At 47.7% G+C, this 17,837-nt stretch carries 14 protein-coding genes; 10 read left to right on the forward strand and 4 right to left on the reverse strand.

What is annotated here, in order from left to right:
* Positions 1-23: 23 nt before the first annotated feature.
* Positions 24-1,637, forward strand: coding sequence for a gamma-glutamyltransferase family protein (locus tag BN1691_RS08270; protein WP_048601785.1), 1,614 nt, complete (start codon positions 24-26; stop codon positions 1,635-1,637).
* Between the two features lie 95 nt (positions 1,638-1,732).
* Here BN1691_RS08270 and arsC read toward each other — a convergent pair whose 3' ends face one another.
* The 3 genes from arsC to BN1691_RS08285 all read right to left on the reverse strand — a co-directional run bounded on the left by arsC (position 1,733) and on the right by BN1691_RS08285 (position 5,356).
* Positions 1,733-2,176: an arsenate reductase (thioredoxin) gene (gene arsC / locus BN1691_RS08275; protein ID WP_048601786.1), complete on the reverse strand. Its 444-nt coding sequence runs from the start codon at positions 2,174-2,176 to the stop codon at positions 1,733-1,735.
* 43 nt (positions 2,177-2,219) lie between these two features.
* Entirely contained in the window at positions 2,220-3,512 is a 1,293-nt protein-coding gene (locus tag BN1691_RS08280) for an arsenic transporter (protein ID WP_048601787.1), read from the reverse strand.
* A gap of 248 nt (positions 3,513-3,760) precedes the next feature.
* On the reverse strand, positions 3,761-5,356 hold the full coding sequence (locus BN1691_RS08285) for a glutathione ABC transporter substrate-binding protein (RefSeq protein ID WP_048601788.1): 1,596 nt from the start codon (positions 5,354-5,356) through the stop codon (positions 3,761-3,763).
* A gap of 227 nt (positions 5,357-5,583) precedes the next feature.
* Here BN1691_RS08285 and nikC point away from each other — a divergent pair, with 227 nt between their 5' ends.
* The 9 genes from nikC (at position 5,584) to BN1691_RS08330 (ending at position 13,506) form a co-directional block, all read left to right on the forward strand.
* Positions 5,584-6,438, forward strand: coding sequence for a nickel transporter permease (gene nikC, locus BN1691_RS08290; protein WP_390621639.1), 855 nt, complete (start codon positions 5,584-5,586; stop codon positions 6,436-6,438).
* Between the two features lie 14 nt (positions 6,439-6,452).
* The gene (gene nikB, locus BN1691_RS08295) at positions 6,453-7,373 is read left to right on the forward strand and encodes a nickel ABC transporter permease (protein ID WP_048601790.1); all 921 of its coding nucleotides are present in this window, start codon (positions 6,453-6,455) and stop codon (positions 7,371-7,373) included.
* 12 nt (positions 7,374-7,385) lie between these two features.
* The gene (locus tag BN1691_RS08300; RefSeq protein WP_048601791.1) at positions 7,386-8,438 is read left to right on the forward strand and encodes an ABC transporter ATP-binding protein; all 1,053 of its coding nucleotides are present in this window, start codon (positions 7,386-7,388) and stop codon (positions 8,436-8,438) included.
* Complete coding sequence (locus BN1691_RS08305) at positions 8,422-9,453, forward strand: ABC transporter ATP-binding protein (protein ID WP_053083730.1); 1,032 nt, start codon at positions 8,422-8,424, stop codon at positions 9,451-9,453. The genes BN1691_RS08300 and BN1691_RS08305 overlap by 17 nt, the downstream gene beginning before the upstream one ends.
* A 20-nt stretch (positions 9,454-9,473) precedes the next feature.
* Complete coding sequence (locus BN1691_RS08310; protein ID WP_048601792.1) at positions 9,474-10,022, forward strand: chromate transporter; 549 nt, start codon at positions 9,474-9,476, stop codon at positions 10,020-10,022.
* Complete coding sequence (locus BN1691_RS08315) at positions 10,019-10,549, forward strand: chromate transporter (RefSeq protein WP_048601793.1); 531 nt, start codon at positions 10,019-10,021, stop codon at positions 10,547-10,549. Before BN1691_RS08310 ends, BN1691_RS08315 begins: the two co-directional genes overlap by 4 nt.
* A gap of 130 nt (positions 10,550-10,679) precedes the next feature.
* On the forward strand, positions 10,680-11,456 hold the full coding sequence (locus tag BN1691_RS08320) for a sensor histidine kinase (RefSeq protein ID WP_048601794.1): 777 nt from the start codon (positions 10,680-10,682) through the stop codon (positions 11,454-11,456).
* Positions 11,432-12,172: a response regulator transcription factor gene (locus tag BN1691_RS08325; protein WP_048601795.1), complete on the forward strand. Its 741-nt coding sequence runs from the start codon at positions 11,432-11,434 to the stop codon at positions 12,170-12,172. Before BN1691_RS08320 ends, BN1691_RS08325 begins: the two co-directional genes overlap by 25 nt.
* Positions 12,169-13,506: a hypothetical protein gene (locus BN1691_RS08330; protein WP_048601796.1), complete on the forward strand. Its 1,338-nt coding sequence runs from the start codon at positions 12,169-12,171 to the stop codon at positions 13,504-13,506. The genes BN1691_RS08325 and BN1691_RS08330 overlap by 4 nt, the downstream gene beginning before the upstream one ends.
* Positions 13,507-13,548: 42 nt before the next feature.
* Here BN1691_RS08330 and BN1691_RS08335 read toward each other — a convergent pair whose 3' ends face one another.
* A complete protein-coding gene (locus tag BN1691_RS08335; RefSeq protein ID WP_048601797.1) occupies positions 13,549-17,781 on the reverse strand; it encodes a 2-hydroxyacyl-CoA dehydratase in 4,233 nt (1,410 codons plus the stop codon).
* Positions 17,782-17,837 lie beyond the last annotated feature (56 nt).

Here is a 17,837-nt window from a genome sequence, read left to right on the forward strand (position 1 = left end):
AAGAGAAGAGAGGAACTCAACCCATGATCGCATTTGATCCACAGAGTTACCCGTATCCGTCTCGTCGTATGCTCAGTTATGCTAAAAATGGTATGGTGGCCACTTCACAAGCCCTCGCAGCTCAAGCTGGGCTCGAAATCCTGCGAAAGGGTGGAAACGCAGTTGATGCAGCCATTGCTACAGCAGCTTGTTTAACTGTTGTAGAGCCCACTTCCAATGGAATAGGCGGAGATAACTTTGCCATTGTCTGGTTTAATGGGAAGATTCATGGTCTAAACAGCAGTGGACCAGCACCTCGGCAGATTTCCATCGAAGCCCTACAGGAACGGGGCTATGCAGAGATGCCTACCCATGGTGTTATTCCCATCACTGTGCCAGGTGCTCCGGCAGGCTGGGTGGAATTATGGCGGCGGTTTGGAAGCTTACCGCTAACAGATTTACTCGCACCAGCCATCCGCTATGCGGAAGAAGGGTTTCCTTTGTCTGCAGTGGTAGGGAAGTACTGGAATATCGCCTCTCGTAAATACCAGGAGAAAGAGCCAAAGGCCTTGTTTCAGCCTTGGTTTGACACCTTCGCTCCAGGGGGGAAAGCACCGCAGATTGGCGAGATATGGCGCTCACCTGATCATGCAGCCACATTACGTGCTATTGCGGAAACAGAGGGTGCTGCCTTCTATCAAGGGGAGCTGGCAGAGCGGATTGTTGCCTATGTTAAAGAACATGGGGGCTATCTGAGCTTAGGGGATTTAGCTGAGTATCAACCAGAGTGGGTTCAGCCCCTTTCCGTCTCCTATCGGGGGTACGACGTGTGGGAACTCCCTCCCAATGGACAAGGGATGGTTGCTTTAATGGCCTTGAATATCTTGAAGGGTCTATCCATACATGAAAAAGAGTCTGTCACCACCTATCATCAGCAGATCGAAGCGATGAAGCTGGCTTTTGCAGATGGCTTGCACTATATTACAGAGCCTGGAGCCATGCCTGTTCCGGCAGAACGACTACTCTCTGAGGAGTTTGCAGCCCAGCGTCGGCAAATGATTGGCACTACAGCCCTACAGCCTACACCTGGAGAACCTCCCAAGGGTGGTACTGTCTATCTCGCTACCGCCGATGGGGATGGGAATATGGTCTCCTTCATACAGAGTAACTATATGGGCTTTGGCTCTGGCGTGGTGATTCCAGGCACAGGCATTGCCATGCAGAACCGTGGGCATAACTTCTCCTTGGATCCCACGGCGGTTAATGCCTTGAAGCCAGGAAAACGGACCTATCATACGATTATCCCAGGCTTTCTCAGTAAGGATGGATCCGCCCTTGGACCATTCGGAGTAATGGGTGGCTTTATGCAGCCACAAGGGCATGTGCAAGTGGTGATGAATCTCATTGATTTTCATTTAAACCCGCAAGCAGCCTTGGATGCTCCACGCTGGCAGTGGCTGGAAGGGAAGAAGGTAGCGGTAGAGCCTCACCTATTTCGTGATATTGCCCAAGCCTTAGCACGAATGGGGCATGAGATTATTCCCACCCTCGATGGTGATTCCTTCGGCCGTGGTCAGATTATTCTCCGTGATCCTGTCACAGGTATACTCATGGGGGGGACGGAACCGCGCTGTGATAGTACCATTGCATTATGGTAGGAATAACCTGAACCAAGATTACTATTATGTATAAATATGGAGCTTAGATCAAAGGAAGCTTGGTGAGATGGGTAATCTCACCGAGCTTCTTTTTCCTAGTAGAGGTTCGAAGGCGTATCTCCTTCGCTTTCCTTCGCAAATTTAATGATTCGCCGAGCGATCTCATCACGTACCTGCTGAAATGCCAGCCAGCGTTCTTCCTCTGTACCCTTCACCTTGGCTGGGTCAGGTAATCCCCAATGAATACGCTTCACATGGGGAGGTGTGGTGGGGCACTTATCATTGGCATCACCACATAAGGTGATCACCACATCAGCCTGCTGAAGCAGATCCATGTCAATGAGTTCTGAGGTTTGCTCCGAGATGTCGATGCCGATCTCCGCCATGGCACGTACAGCATTAGGATTCACACCATGAGCTTCGATGCCTGCAGAGTAGACTTGGTATCCATCTCCTAAATAGTGTTTGCCCAAGCCTTCTGCCATCTGACTGCGACAGGAGTTCCCAGTACATAAAAAGTAGAGGATTTTTTTCTTCATCCACGAACACTCCAATCATCCAGAATTTTCATTCTGTAATTTCTTAGAGGATTAATAACCAAAGATAGAGTCCCAATAATGTGATGAAAAGGGTTGGGACTGTAAGAATGATTCCCACCTTAAAGTAATAGCCCCAGGTGATGCGTACACCCTTAGAATGCAGGACGTGGAGCCATAATAGGGTGGCTAGTGAACCGATGGGCGTAATCTTCGGACCGAGATCGGAGCCGATGACATTGGCATAGATGAGGGCTTCTTTAATCACCCCAGTGGTCTCAGTATCAGCGATGGCCAAGGCATCGATCATAACCGTAGGTAGATTATTCATCACTGAGGAGAGGAAGGCTGCCATAAAGCCCATAGCGACGGTGGCTACGAATAAGCCTTGCTCCGCCGCTTGTTTTATCAATACCGCCAGGGCACTAGTTAAGCCCACATTCCGTAAGCTATAGACCACCACATACATTCCGATGGAGAAAAAGACGATAGCCCATGGTGCTCCCCGTATAATTTTTTTCGGCTCAATGCTTGGCCGCTGTCCGGCGATCCAAAGAAAGAGCAGAGCAATGGTTCCAGCGATGAAGGAGATTGGGATATGAATGGCCTCACCGCTAAGATAGCCAACTAATAAGAGAGCTAATACGAGCCAAGCTAGGCGGAACAAATAGGGGTCACGAATGGCTTCAGCAGGCTGCTTCAAGTGAGAAAGAGCCAATTGTTTCGGGATATTTTTGCGAAAAAAGAGATAGAGAACGCTCATACTAGCCAGTAGGCTAAACAGATTGGGTATGATCATATGGACGGCATATTCACCGAAACTGATCTGAAAATAATCAGCAGAGACAATATTGACCAGATTACTCACGACAAAGGGCAAGGACGTCGTATCAGCGATGAAGCCAGACGCCATGATAAACGGTAGAATCATCTTTTCTTTCAGGTCCAATTCTCTCATCATGGCCAGCACAATGGGGGTCAAGATTAAGGCAGCGCCATCATTGGCGAAGAGGGCAGCGACCCCAGCTCCTAAGAGAATAATCAGGAGAAACATGCGGATTCCATTCCCATGAGAAAAGCGTACCATATGGAGTGCAGCCCATTCAAAGAAGCCGATTTCATCAAAGATTAATGAGATGATAATCAAGGCCACAAAGGTGATGGTGGCATTCCAGACGATCCCTGTTACATCCAGCACATCCTGAAATGAAACAACGCCAGCCATCAAGGCGAGTAAGGCGCCACCACAGGCGGACCAGCCAATGGATAAGCCCTTTGGCTGCCAGATCACAAAGATGAGCGTAATTAAAAAGATAAGAATTGCGAGAGTAATTTCCATGCTTGATTTTCCACCACCATCAAGTCATTCATTATCATAACGAACTATATTATAAACATTGATTTACATATAAGTAAATACTAATATATTTGAGAATGCAAATTTGATTATTCGTTATCTCACAAAAAAAGCCCCTTCTCCATGGAGTAGAAACATCTTACTTTCTACTCCATGGGAGAAGGGGTACATTGTTTTATATGATGGGGTTGATCAATTCACATGAAACAAGGGTTGGCAAAGATGAAACACTATTTCAAAGAAACATCTTGTAACATCAAGATACCAGATGGGTGAATCCAGAAGCCCTGAACATCCTTACTAATGACGGCAAGACGTTCATCATTCCGTAGGAAGATCATGGGTGCTTCCTGCATTTCAATCTCTTGTGCCTCAGCATAGATGGCTAAACGTTTGGTAGGATCCGTCTCTTTACGACCGAGGTCGATCAACTCATCCACACGTTCATTCGAGAAGAAGGTATTATTACCCATCTTGCCACGAGCATCGCTATGGAAGAGAAAGAACTGGTTGTAGTCTGCGTCACCTGTCATGTTGGACCAGCCAAGGATGAACATATCATGTTCACCTTTCTCCGTTGCTTCGAGGTAAGCGCCCCATTCGAGCACCTTGATCTCAGCATTGATTCCGATCCCTTTTAATTGAGATTGAACCACTTCAGCTACACCAACACGTGCTTTATTATCATTGGTCCAGATTGTTGTCTTAAAGCCATCGGGGTAACCGGCGTCAGCAAGTAATTCCTTTGCTTTATTAATATCATAAGGATAATTCTTCACATTGGGATTATGTCCCCATACACCAGGCCCCATAGGAGCTGTAGCAGGTGTACCTACATTGTTATAGATTCCTTGTACGATAGCATCGACGTCAACAGCGTAATTAATCGCTTGACGTACACGGACATCAGTAAATGGTTCCTTCTCCGTATTAAAGCCAAGATAATCAATTCCTAAGCCGTCGGTACGATACAAGGCCATCACATCTGAGGATTCAATCCGCTGCACATCATCGACGGGAACAGGCTCGGCAATATGAGCTTTCCCTGTTTCTACAAGGGCGATCCGTGTAGCATCCTCAGGAATAACCTGGAAAACAATCTTATCTAATTGCGGTTCATTACCCCAGTAATTTGGATTCTTCTTAATGACAATTTCAGAGCCAGGTGTCCAAGAATCAAAGACAAAGGGGCCTGTCCCTGTAGGATGTAAGCCAAGGTCATCACCATATTGGTCAATTGCAGTAGGACTGATAATACCAGCAGAGTAGTGGGATAGGTTGGCCAATAATGGTGCATAAGGATAGGCGGTGACAAATTGAATAGTATATTCATCGATCACCTTCATCTCACTGATCATGTCAAAGAGTTTCTTCCGTGGAGAAGCCGTGTTGGGATCAAGGATCCGTTCAAAGCTTTTCTTCACAGCCTCGGCATTGAATGCAGCGCCATCATGGAAGGTGACACCTTCACGTAGTTTAAACTCCCAGGTTAAGTCATTGATTTGCTTCCACTCCGTGGCTAAGAGAGGAACGGTCTCCATTTTTTGATTCTGTGCCACTAAGCCTTCATAAACTTTACCATGATACACATTGGCAGAAGGAATATCCGTTCCTTTTTGGGGGTCAAGCTGTGCTGCGTCAGATAGTTCGGCAACGATTAATGTTTTTTCACCAGATGCCTCTTCCTGCGCAGGTTCCTTTGGAGCTTCTTGCCCAGCCGGTGTTGAAGTCTCCTTTGAACTGGAGCAGCCACCCAATATTCCGGTTGTTAATAGGATTAAACTGATGCCTAAAGCTGATAAAACTCGCCATCTTCGTAACTTCATCGCATTTCCTCCTCATTTGCTATTTTCCCTGTGACCTACTGTTTGCTGGGTTAGTTGTTATTATAGAAAAGTTCCGAAAATTTTGTTTATAAAATCTTTACTGAAATTTATAATTTTTTTACCTATTGAAAAAACCTACTTTACTTCATCCCTTAGAATCGGTACGGTGGAAATCAAACAATTCACTTCAATCTATGGAGAGGGTATCGCAAAGGGAGGGTGTAAACATGATGTCACCGAGGAAAAAAAGGTATCGGGAGATCACTGCACGTCTAGTCAAAAATAAAAGCGCTATGATTGGCGCAACACTTGTCCTCATTTTTGTTATCTTAGCCATCTTAGCACCCTTGATTGCACCGTATGATCCAGAAGCGATCAATTTGGGGGAACGCTTACAAGCACCCTCGGCGGATCACTGGTGTGGTACCGATGATAAGGGGCGAGATATTTTCAGTCGACTTCTCTATGGTGCACAGCTTTCCTTAACTGTAGGTGTTGTCTCTGTGGCCATCGGAGCATTTTTTGGGATCTTATTAGGATTGCTATCTGGTTACTATGGAGGGTGGGTGGATGCCATCATCATGCGCTGCATCGATGTTTTACTGGCCTTTCCAGGCTTGCTTTTAGCCTTAGCCATTGTGAGTGCCCTCGGACCAGGCTTAGTCAATGTGATGATTGCAGTAGGGATCTTCTCCATTCCCGCCTTTGCACGGATCGTTCGTGGCTCTACGTTAGAGGTGAAGAAGCTGGAGTATGTGGAAGCGGTAAAGGCTCTTGGTGCCAATGATGTGCGGATTATTATGGGACATATTCTACCTAATATTTTTTCTCCCATCATTGTCCAAGCTACCCTGCGGGTCGCTTCTGCCATCTTAACAGCTGCAGGACTCTCCTTCTTAGGGCTCGGTGCACAGCCTCCTACACCAGAATGGGGCGCGATGCTTAGTGATGGACGGAGTTACTTATGGAATGCACCCTATATTGCTACTTTCCCAGGCTTAGCGATTTCGTTGGTGGTAATTGGCTTTAACTTATTCGGTGATGGTTTACGTGATGCACTCGATCCAAGGATGAAAGGTTAAAGGGGGGAATCCAGATGTTTGTTTATACTATCCGGCGTTTATTACAGACGATCCCTGTCATATTAGGTGTTATTCTGGTTGTCTTCCTGATCATGCAGATGGTGCCCGGCGATCCTGCCCAGATTCTAGCTGGTGAGAGCGCCACCGATGAGCAGGTACAGGAGCTCCGTCATCAGCTCGGGTTGGACAAGCCCTTGCTGGTCCAATATGTGGATTATGTGGTTCAAGTGGCACAAGGGGATCTAGGCACATCCATTCGTAGCCATCGTCCTGTATTGGATGAGATTCTTGTTCGTCTCCCAACAACCATGCAATTGGCTACAGCAAGTATTGTGATCACCATTGTTTTAGGCTTATTCGTTGGGATTATCTCAGCAACACGCCAGCACACCTGGATCGACTTCTCCAGTATGTTGGTGGCGCTTATTGGGGTTTCGCTACCGAACTTCTGGCTTGGGTTGATGCTCATCTTGGCCTTTGCTGTACAGTGGCCCATCTTTCCGGTGGCAGGCTGGGGGAGCTGGAGTCATGTGGTTCTTCCTGCCATTACGCTAGGAACAGGTGGTGCCGCCATCGTTGCAAGGATGACGCGCTCGAGCATGCTAGAGGTGATCAACCAGGACTATATTCGAACGGCTCGATCCAAAGGGGTGAAGGAGCGGATTATCACGTATAAGCACGCCCTTCGCAATGCCTTGATTCCCGTCATCACGGTGGTAGGCTTACAGTTCGGTGCCTTGCTTGGAGGAACGGTCCTAACAGAGTCCGTCTTTGCTATCAATGGTTTAGGAAGGTTGATGGTGGATGCCATTCGTATGCGTGACCTCCCCTTAGTTCAGGGCTCTGTACTTGTGGTATCTCTCATCTTCGTCACCGTGAATCTAGTCGTCGATCTATTATATAAGGTCTTCAATAAACGAATTGAGCTATCCTAGGAGGTGAGGTTGATGACAGCACAGGAAGAATGCTTATTAGAAATAGAACAATTGGTGACAGAGCTAGAGATTTCAGTAGGAAGGGTTCGGGCTCTCGATGGTGTCAGCCTTACGATCAAGCGTGGTGAAACACTAGGTCTTGTGGGGGAATCTGGCTGTGGTAAAAGTCTCACCTCCCTTTCCATCATGAAGCTGCTTCCCAAGGGCATTGGTCGCATTACGGAAGGAAAGATCCGCTTTCAAGGGCAGGATCTGGTTCCCCTTTCTGAGGATGAGATGCGTTCCATCCGTGGTAATCAAATCTCCATGATCTTTCAAGAGCCCATGACATCCTTGAATCCTGTTCTCACCATTGGGGAGCAGATTGGGGAGGTGCTACGGATCCATCAAAAGCTGAATCGGAAGGAAGCGAAGGAGAAAGCCATAGAGATGCTCCAACTGGTTGGTATTCCTTCGCCAGAGAAGCGGTTCAAGCAGTATCCCCATGAGCTAAGTGGTGGGATGCGGCAGCGGGTGATGATCGCCATTGCCCTGGCGTGTAAACCGACATTATTGATCGCTGATGAGCCAACCACAGCGTTGGATGTGACCATTCAAGCGCAGATCATTCATTTGATGAAGGAGCTACAAGGGGAATTTGGGATGGCCATTCTGTTTATCACCCATGACCTCGGGGTGGTAGCTGAGACCTGTGATCGTGTCTGTGTGATGTATGCGGGGCAGGTGGTAGAGGAAGGGGAGACTCAGGCGCTCTTTCGTGAACCCTATCATCCTTATACAGAGGGATTGCTTGCATCCATTCCGAAGTTAACAGAGGAGAGAGAACGGCTGGAGGTGATCCCAGGTCATGTACCGGGCTTACATCAGATGTCCCAGGGATGTCGCTTCGCCCCCCGCTGTGCAAAGGCAAAGGAGCGCTGTCACGTTGAGTTGCCTCCATTGCGTGAGCTATCCAACGGACGGAAGGTCCGATGTTGGAAGGTAACGGAAAGAGAGCAAGCTACACAAGGCAAAGGGGCAGAAGTAGTAGGGAAAGGAGGAGTACAACATGTGGAATCAGAATGAAGGAGCAAGCTCTCATGGACAGACTGCTAGCGATGTTCAACAACCTCCTTTATTAGATATTCGTGATCTTAAGGTGCATTTTCCCTTAAAGGGTGGAATCCTGGGGAAAACGGTGAATGTGGTCCGTGCAGTAGATGGCATTCGCTTTCAGATTCATGCGGGGGAGACGGTAAGTATCGTTGGAGAATCAGGCTGTGGTAAATCGACCACCGGCCGAGCCATTCTTCGCCTCGTCGAGCCTACTGCTGGAGAAGTATATTATGATGGCAAGGATTTGCTCAGTCTATCAAAAGCAGAGATGCGAAAAATGCGTAGCCAAATGCAGATCATTTTCCAGGATCCTTTCGCATCCTTGAATCCGCGCCAGACCATTCGTCAAATCTTGCAGGAAGCACTGGAGATTCAACAAGTGGTTCCCCGTGAACAGTACGCAGAGCGCTTGAACCAATTGATTGAACGTGTGGGTCTGCGTCCTGAAGCCCTCGATCGTTATCCCCATGAATTCAGCGGTGGACAACGACAACGGATCGGGATCGCCCGTGCTTTAGCGGTTGAACCACGGTTTATCATCTGTGATGAAGCCGTCTCCGCCCTCGATGTTTCTATTCAAGCTCAGGTACTGAATCTATTACAGGATTTGCAGGAGCTCTATCAGCTTACCTATCTTTTTATCGCCCATGATTTAGCGGTGGTACGTCATATCTCCGACCGGATTATTGTCATGTATCTTGGCAAGATTGTGGAGATTGCGAAGAAAGAGACGCTCTTCTCTCAACCGTTGCACCCATATACTAAGGCATTGCTCTCCTCCATTCCCACAGTGGAAGCAGGAGAACGAAAGGAACGGATTATCCTGAAGGGAGAAGTACCTTCACCCCTCAATCCCCCTCAAGGCTGCCATTTCCATACCCGTTGTCCCATGGCAACCACAGCTTGTAAAACAGTAGTACCAACCCTCCGTGAGGTTGGTCCTGATCATGCCGTCTCCTGCTTACTCTATCAGGAGAACGATTAATGGAATAAGGAGTCTATGACATGCTACGAATCTATGGTGAACTTTTTCTAGGATTTTTTCGTGCAGGAATCTTTGGTTATGGAGGCGGTCCTGCCTCTATTCCCTTGATGCATGAAGAGGCCGTCAAACGTTATCATTGGCTGACAGATGAAGAATTTGCAGATATTTTAGCGTTAGGCAATACATTGCCTGGTCCCATCGCTACGAAAATGTCGGGCTATATCGGATATCGTGTTGCTGGGGTCATGGGGTTAATTGTTGCTCTCGTGGCAACCATTGTTCCCACCGTGCTACTCATGGGGTTATTTCTTGGCTTTCTCATGCAGTATAAGGATTCGCCACGAGTGCAAGGGATCACAACAGCCATTCAGCCAGTGATTGCTGTGATGCTGTTGAAAATGTCCTATGATTTCTTAAAGAAAGCTACAATGAAGCAGGGTCTCAAAAAGACAATTTTCCTCGCATTACTTAGTGTGATCTTCCTGCTTGTGCTGGATCTTCATCCAGCCATTTTCATTATCGCTATCATGGTGTTGGCCTTCTTGCCACGAAAGGGGGATAAAGCATGAAGTACTGGGAGATCTTCGTGGCATTTTTTATCCCTGGTATTTTAGGATATGGTGGGGGTCCATCCTCCATCCCCCTTGTACAGCATGAGGTGGTGAATCGTTTTGGCTGGCTAACCATGGATGAGTTTGCCAATATTCTGGCGCTCGGCAATATGTTACCTGGACCCATCGCTACCAAGATGGCAGGGTATATCGGCTATGAGGAGGGGGGACTGTTAGGATCCCTCGTTGCCATTGGAGCGACGGTTCTACCATCTTTGCTGGCGATGATGCTTCTCTTTAAACTGATCTATAAGCATAAGGATTCTCCCAAGGTGAAGCGGATGGCCAATATGATCCGTCCAGTCATCGCCATTCTACTCGCAGGGATTGCCTTAGATTTTTTGCTGAGGACATGGGGTAATAGCGGGGGCTTGCAAGCGGTAGGAATTGCAGTGGTAAGCTTTTTCTTACTGGAGAAGATAAAAGTACATCCTGCATTTGTGATTCTTTTAGCCATGGGATATGGTGCCTTTATCCTAGGTTAGGGGGATTGCCCCACCCAAATCAAATATTAGTATAATAGAATTGAGAGAATTGTCATAATTATTTCCTTGTTTACTTTAACGTAGCGCAGTATAGTAAGAAGTAATATCTACTGCGAAATCAGGGATGGCAATGATTAGCTTTCAAACCTTCACCATTTTTATATTGCTTGCGGTAGTAGCTCCTATTATAGGGGCTATTACTATATTATTTATCATCTTGTTTGAGCGAAAATTAGCCATTGTGGAGCAGCGCCATGTGCAGGAGATCTTGGAGCAGGAATTGCATCATACCCAATATCTGCAGTTAAATCAGCAGATTCAACCGCATTTTCTCTTCAATTCTCTTAATGCCATTTTGAGTTTGGCCCGCTTACAGCGGATTTCTGAATTGATCAATGCCCTCGAGCATTTTTCAGCTTTTTTAAAAGGAAAGCATCAGCAGCAGGCTACACTTCTTACCATTGAGGATGAGCTCAGCTATACCCAGCACTATTTGGCCATTCAGCAGTTGCGTTTTGGGAGCCGCCTTCATGTGGAGATGGAGTGTAGTGACGAGGCAGTATGTGGTTTAATTCCACCGTTTCTGATTCAAACCTTGGTGGAGAATAGCTTCAAGCATGGACTAGAGCAGACTCGTGGTCATGTCCAATTGCATATCCGCATGAAGCGCGAGGACGAACAGATGATTTTGCAGGTGAGTAATACCAGTCCTAAGGTAGCTGTATCTACACCGCCATCCCCATCGGGATATGGGTTAGAAAACATACAGCGTCGGCTACAGTTGCTCTTTCCCGAGAATACAACGGTAAAGCTCGTGCGAGGAGAAGGGGAAGTAAGTGTGATCGTTTGCTGGCCCTTTATCCGTGAGGGAGAAAAGAATCCATGGCTGGAGGTGAACCCATCTTGAATCTTCTTATTGTGGATGATGAGACATTAGAAGTGGAGCAACTAGAATACTTAATTGAATCACTCTATCCGGCATGGCAAATTTTCAAGGCCTATGATGGTAAGGAAGCATTGGATGTGGCGACCTCCGTTGTGTTTGATCTTGCTTTGTTGGATATCCATCTACCAGAGATGTCCGGTCTCCAATTAGGTAGTGCGCTACGGGAGAAGCAGCCTGAGCTAGATATTGTTATGGTCACCGCCTCCCATGACTTCTACGCAGCGCAGCAGTCGATTAAACTAGGGGTGGTAGACTATCTAACGAAGCCGATCATCCGCAAGGAGCTGGAACAGATCCTCAAGCGCTATGAACTGGGACAGACACCGATTATTCCACCAGAATACTGCGATATTGTCGGAGAGGCCATTCTCTTTATGCATCGTCACTATGATGAGCATCTTTCCCTCTCCATCGTAGCTTCTTGGATTCATGTCAATCCTTCGTATTTGAGTCGCAAGTTTCATGAGGAGGTGAAGGTCCCTTTCTCAGAATATCTGAATCAATACCGGATTGAGATGTCGAAGAAGTGGCTCGTGGAAAATCCTGATCTCACCATTGGGGAAATTGCGGAGAAGGTAGGCTTTTCTAATCAGTACTATTTTAGTACACTCTTTCGAAAGAGTGTAGGGATGAGTCCCACACAATTTCGAAATCAGCAATCTGGTGATAACCAATGAGAGGCAGTGTGGAACGAGAGCGCGGTTGGGGAGTCGGCTTAACTTCATCCTTGTTACTTCTCCGTTGGATCGATGGTAGTATCATTATCCTATCCTACTATTATTTACAGCCCTTTGGGTTACTAGGCTTAGCCATCTCATTGTTGGTTAGTTCTCTTCTCTTACTGACCTATCCGCCCTTGATGCGCTGGATCGAGAAAAATCAACAAGGCTTCTGGTTTTTGACGGAGCAGGAGCGTCTGCGAAATCGCCAAACCTCCAAGGGGAAGAGAGGTTCGCTCCTCTTTCTTTCGCTCTTTAGTAGTGGCTGGCTTTTGCTTTTTCATAGTTGGTTGATAGCAGGCATACTGGTACTGGTTCTTCAACCGCCTATCTGGACTGCTTATTTACTCCTACTATTACTCGTTCTGTTCATCACTCTTTTTCTCAGCGAGGGGAGGAGGGTGAGACTGATTCCTTGGGAGCTGTTCATTCTCTTTCTCTCATCCATTCTATTGCCGCTCTTCTTTTTCGTCCGTCATGGTGTGGAGCCAGTCTATCAGGGAATCCGTCTCTATCATCCCTATATGCTCGTCTTGAACCATAAAGCCATGTGGCTCGCTGTGCTTACCGCTGCCATCGTACAGTGGGCGATTTACTGGATTGATGGTACCACCTGGTATTGGATGCAGAAGCAGTATGATGGCAAGCGTTCAAAAACCTATCTCGCTGCTGGATTTCTCCAAGTGAGTCTCGGTCTGCCCTTGCTAGCGATCCTTGCGATTTTTCTTTATCCTGGAAGCTATAATGGGATGGATTGGTGGTATCATGCCATGCAGAGCCTCTTTCCCAATCCCTTGTTCTGGCAGGTGCTCATCGCTGCGCTGATGATCATGCTGATTTCCAGCTTCGCCTTTGAATTATTTACCTTTAAGACAATGTTAAGCCTTGCACTTTGGGAAGGAAGGGATCAGAAGCAACGGAGAGCTGATTCTACGCATTGGGTTTTCATCGTGGCCTACGCCCTTCTTTTACTAGGACTCTTTAGTTGGAGACCTTCACCATTTACATTATTCTATCTTTATCAAGGATTTGCGGTAGCAGTCCTTCCTCCTCTTTTCGTACTCTTAAAAGGAGGTTCTGCAATCAAGGGATTATGGCTCGGCGCAGGAGTTGCGTTCCTATGGGGTATGTTCCATTGGTATCAGGGTGGATCCGTGATCACATCGCTCTGGCAGATCTTACTACTCTCGATGGCATGGTCAGTTGGGACCTGGATCTTCAAGGGATTGAAAGGTAGGAGCCCAAAACAAATCCACTCCAATAGTGAGCATTCTATACAAAAACCAGTGTGAGTACGTGAAACCCACACTGGTTTTTTTTGCATGATTCTCTAATCAAGTTTTTTTGGATTGTAAGGCTACAAATGCATTGGTGAGCATCAGCTTCAAGCGATTGAGCTGATTCACCTCACTGGCGCCTGGATCATAGTCAATGGCAGAAATATTGGCCTGTGGGAAATGATCCCGTAGGGTCTTCACAATGCCTTTCCCCGTCACATGGTTGGGTAAGCAAGCGAAGGGCTGGACACAGACGATATTAGGCACATCCTGATGCAAGAGCTCTACCATCTCTGCTGTTAAGAACCAGCCTTCACCAGTCTGATTCCCCAAGGAGAGAAACTGTTCAGCCAGTTGCGCTTTCTCTTCAATGGTAGCAGGGGCGGTGAAGTGGACGCTCCTTGTGAGGGCATCGCGAATGGGTTTCCGCTGCTTCTCGACATAGTTAATAAAGAGCTGTCCAAGACTTTTTGCCGACCATTTTCCATCGAGATGGCTATATTTAAAGCGTTGGTTATAGGAACAGTAGAGGAAGAAGTCGGTAAGATCAGGCATAACCGCTTCTGCGCCTTCCTCCTCTAGGACATGAACTAGGTCATTATTGGCACCAGGGTGGAACTTCACGAGGATTTCGCCGACAATGCCTACCTTGGGCTTCAGCTGATGCTGACGAGGTAGCGCATCGAAGTCTGCTACCATCTGTGTTACATCATCACGGAAGCGCCGCCAATGATTGATCCGGACACTCTCCTTCGCCCGCTCCATCCAGTGGCGGAAGAGCTGCTTAGCACTACCTGCTTCTTCTTCGTAGGGGCGGGTAGCATAGAGGAGACGCATGAGGAGGTCTCCATAGAGCGCAGCCATGATCGCCTGCTTCAGCATGGTAGGTGTGATGCTTAAGCCTGGATTGGATTCTAGTCCTGCCACATTGAGGGAGATGACTGGCACCTGGGGCAAGCCTGCATCCCTCAGAGCTTTACGAATGAAGCCAATATAATTGGTCGCGCGACAACCGCCACCTGTCTGTGTAATGATGACAGCCGTTGTATCTGGGTCATACTCTCCAGAGCGTAGCGCATGGAGGAGCTGTCCTGTTACAAGGATGGAAGGATAGCAGGCATCATGATTGACGAAGTGTAAGCCTTCTTCCACCGTAGCATGATTCACCGTTGGTAGCACCTTCAGATCATAGCCTGCTGCTTGGAATACAACTTCAAACAGCTCGAAATGAATAGGGGACATCTGTGGTGCTAGGATCGTATGGGTTTTGCGCATCGCTTTCGTAAAGGGAACACGTTGTAGCGATGGTGCGTCATCAGCATGAATGCTTCCTTTGTGCCGTAGTCGATCCAATACTGCCGCCTTTAATGAACGGAGGCGGATCCGGATGGCTCCCAGATTGGAGCCTTCATCGATCTTGATCAAGGTATAGGTCTTACCATGCTGGCGTAGGATCTCTTCTACCTGATCGCTAGTGATGGCGTCTAATCCACAACCGAAAGACGTAAGCTGTACCAGCTCCAACTGATCTTCTTTGGCCACGAAGCTGGCGGCAGCATAGAGTCGAGAGTGGTACATCCACTGATCTACTACACGGAGGGGGCGTTCCACATCGCCGAGATGGGCTACTGAATCCTCCGTTAACACAGCGATCCCCATACTGGTTAATACTTGAGGAATCCCATGGTTGATCTCCGGGTCAATATGATAGGGCCGTCCTGCTAGTACCACACCAGGTGTTCCGCTCTCCTTCAAATACTGGAGAATCTCTTCACCCTTCTGCTGAATCTCTGCTTTAAATTGCTCCTTTTCGGTCCAGGCGGCCGCAGCAGCTGCCCTCACTTCCTCTTTTCCAATTCCCATGGGGACGAACTCTTCCACCAAGCGTTCTTGGAGACGCTGTAAGCGATTCATAGGGAGGAAGGGATGGAGGAAGGGGATCCCTTGTTCCGTTAACGCCTCTACATTATGGTCGATCACTTCTGGATAGGAGGTGACCACCGGACAATTAAATTGATTATCTGCTTTTTCCTGTTCCTTCTCTTCATAGGGGATGGAGGGATAGAAGATGAAATCCACCCCTTTTGCGATCAGACTCATGATATGTCCATGACTCAATTTGGCAGGATAGCAGACTGATTCGGAGGGAATGGTTTCAATTCCCATTTCATAGACCGCTTTGGTCGAACGGCGTGAGAGTACCACGCGGTATCCCAACTTGGTGAAGAAGGTGAACCAGAAGGGATAGTTTTCATACATATTGAGCACTCGGGGGATACCAACAGTTCCTCGCCATGCTTCCTCTTCCTTCAGGGGATGGTACTGGAAGAGTCGTTGATATTTATACTCATAGAGATTGGGTAAGCTTTCCTTACGTAAGGGTAGACCAGCCCCACGTTCACAACGATTTCCTGTGATGGCAGTACGGCCATCCTGAAAATGGGAGATGGTCAAGAGACAGTTATTACCACAGCGACCACAGCGCTGTAGATTGGTAGAGAAGTCAAAGCATTCCACCTCGGCGGCAGTGAGGAGGGTGCTTTTTTCACCATGATAGCGTTCCTTGGCGATGAGAGCCGCACCAAATGCCCCCATCAGCCCTGCGATGGAAGGGCGTACCACCTCTCGCTCCGTGATGAGTTCAAAAGCACGGAGGACGGCATTATTGTAAAAGGTTCCGCCTTGTACAACGATTTTCTTCCCGAGCTCTTCAGGATTACGGAACTTTATCACCTTAAATAGGGCATTTTTTATAATAGAGTAGGAGAGCCCAGCAGAAATATCACCGATGGAGGCGCCTTCCTTCTGCACTTGCTTCACACGGGAATTCATAAAAACAGTGCAACGTGAACCGAGATCCACCGGCTGAGGTGCGAGGAGGGCAGCCTCTGCAAAATCCTCGATCTCCATTTGTAATGAATGGGCAAAGGTTTCGAGAAAGGAGCCACAGCCAGAAGAGCAGGCTTCATTTAAGGTGATGCTCTGAATGATCCCATCGCGAAGGGAGAGCGCCTTCATATCTTGGCCCCCGATGTCTAGGATAAAATCCACATCAGGGACAAAGTATTGGGCTGCTCTGCAGTGAGCAATGGTCTCAACCTCACCCATATCCACCTTCAAGGCCTGCTTAATGAGATCCTCTCCATAGCCAGTGACAGCGGAAGCGGCAATAGATGCTGTAGCAGGGAGCTTGTCATAGATATCTCGCAATAGATGAACGGAGAGGGCAAGGGGGTTCCCTTCATTACTTCCATAGTAGGAATAGAGAATTCGTCCTCCTTCATCGAGGAGGATAGCTTTGGTGGTGGTAGAGCCTGCATCGATCCCCAAAAAGCAAGGTCCCTTGTAGTTATCAAGGGAGGCTTGCTCAACGAGGGACGCTTGATGACGCTCTGTAAATTGCTTTAGCTCTGCTTCATTGTGAAATAGCGGCTCGATATGCTCGGTTTTCGTCACATTATTTCTCTTGGTTTCCATGGTTTTTAGCAGGTCAGAGTAGTTTAGTAGTTGTTCATTCCTAGCCTCCAGGGCACTTCCCATGGCGACGTAGAGATGGGAATGAGCAGGAAAGATCACATCATCTTCCTGTAAGTTAAGGGTGTCTATAAAGTGTTTGCGTAATTGGGACAGATAGGTGAGGGGCCCACCGAGAAAGGCCACCTTCCCACGAATGGGCTTACCACATGCAAGGCCACTGATGGTTTGATTAACCACAGCTTGCAGGATGGACGATGCCACATCCTCACGGGCTGCCCCTTGATTGAGTAGGGGCTGTACATCGGTCTTGGCAAAGACGCCACAGCGCGAAGCAATTTCATAGGTGGTGCGAGCTTCTTTCGCCAATTTATTTAAGCCGGCTGCATCGGTATGCAAGAGCGTGGCCATTTGATCAATAAAAGCACCGGTGCCACCGGCGCAGGTTCCATTCATTCGTTGTTCCGTGGTGGGAGAAAAGTACGTGATCTTCGCATCCTCACCACCCAATTCAATGGCGACATCGGTTTCAGGGATCCAGGTCTGCACAGCCTTGGTACAAGCAATAACCTCTTGGATGAAAGGAAGCTGAAGCCATTCTGCAACCCCTAAACCACTGGACCCACTCACCATGATGTTGACATTTGTATTGTGTAGTTGCGCTTGAAGATCGGTGAGAAGCTGGGTTACAGCGCTATTGATCTGAGAATAGTGACGTTTATATGTGGAATAGATCATTTCATTCTTTTCATTTAGGATGACTAATTTGATGGTGGTTGATCCCACATCTAAACCTAAAGCGTAACAACTGGTCATTGCATTCGCAGTATGAAACTGCTTTCACCTCCCAAATACATTATAATCCAAGGAAT

Source organism: Rubeoparvulum massiliense (assembly GCF_001049895.1).
GTDB classification, from domain to species: Bacteria; Bacillota; Bacilli; order Rubeoparvulales; family Rubeoparvulaceae; genus Rubeoparvulum; species Rubeoparvulum massiliense.

Bases quoted from the DNA above. Each gene is read 5' to 3' on its own strand.
- BN1691_RS08335 (WP_048601797.1), bottom strand. From the start codon at position 17,781: ATGACCAGTTGTTACGCTTTAGGTTTAGATGTGGGATCAACCACCATC.
- nikC (WP_390621639.1), top strand. From the start codon at position 5,584: ATGATGTCACCGAGGAAAAAAAGGTATCGGGAGATCACTGCACGTCTA.
- BN1691_RS08285 (WP_048601788.1), bottom strand. From the start codon at position 5,356: ATGAAGTTACGAAGATGGCGAGTTTTATCAGCTTTAGGCATCAGTTTA.
- BN1691_RS08315 (WP_048601793.1), top strand. From the start codon at position 10,019: ATGAAGTACTGGGAGATCTTCGTGGCATTTTTTATCCCTGGTATTTTA.
- BN1691_RS08320 (WP_048601794.1), top strand. From the start codon at position 10,680: ATGATTAGCTTTCAAACCTTCACCATTTTTATATTGCTTGCGGTAGTA.
- nikB (WP_048601790.1), top strand. From the start codon at position 6,453: ATGTTTGTTTATACTATCCGGCGTTTATTACAGACGATCCCTGTCATA.
- BN1691_RS08300 (WP_048601791.1), top strand. From the start codon at position 7,386: ATGACAGCACAGGAAGAATGCTTATTAGAAATAGAACAATTGGTGACA.
- BN1691_RS08330 (WP_048601796.1), top strand. From the start codon at position 12,169: ATGAGAGGCAGTGTGGAACGAGAGCGCGGTTGGGGAGTCGGCTTAACT.
- arsC (WP_048601786.1), bottom strand. From the start codon at position 2,176: ATGAAGAAAAAAATCCTCTACTTTTTATGTACTGGGAACTCCTGTCGC.
- BN1691_RS08310 (WP_048601792.1), top strand. From the start codon at position 9,474: ATGCTACGAATCTATGGTGAACTTTTTCTAGGATTTTTTCGTGCAGGA.
- BN1691_RS08270 (WP_048601785.1), top strand. From the start codon at position 24: ATGATCGCATTTGATCCACAGAGTTACCCGTATCCGTCTCGTCGTATG.
- BN1691_RS08325 (WP_048601795.1), top strand. From the start codon at position 11,432: ATGGCTGGAGGTGAACCCATCTTGAATCTTCTTATTGTGGATGATGAG.
- BN1691_RS08305 (WP_053083730.1), top strand. From the start codon at position 8,422: ATGTGGAATCAGAATGAAGGAGCAAGCTCTCATGGACAGACTGCTAGC.
- BN1691_RS08280 (WP_048601787.1), bottom strand. From the start codon at position 3,512: ATGGAAATTACTCTCGCAATTCTTATCTTTTTAATTACGCTCATCTTT.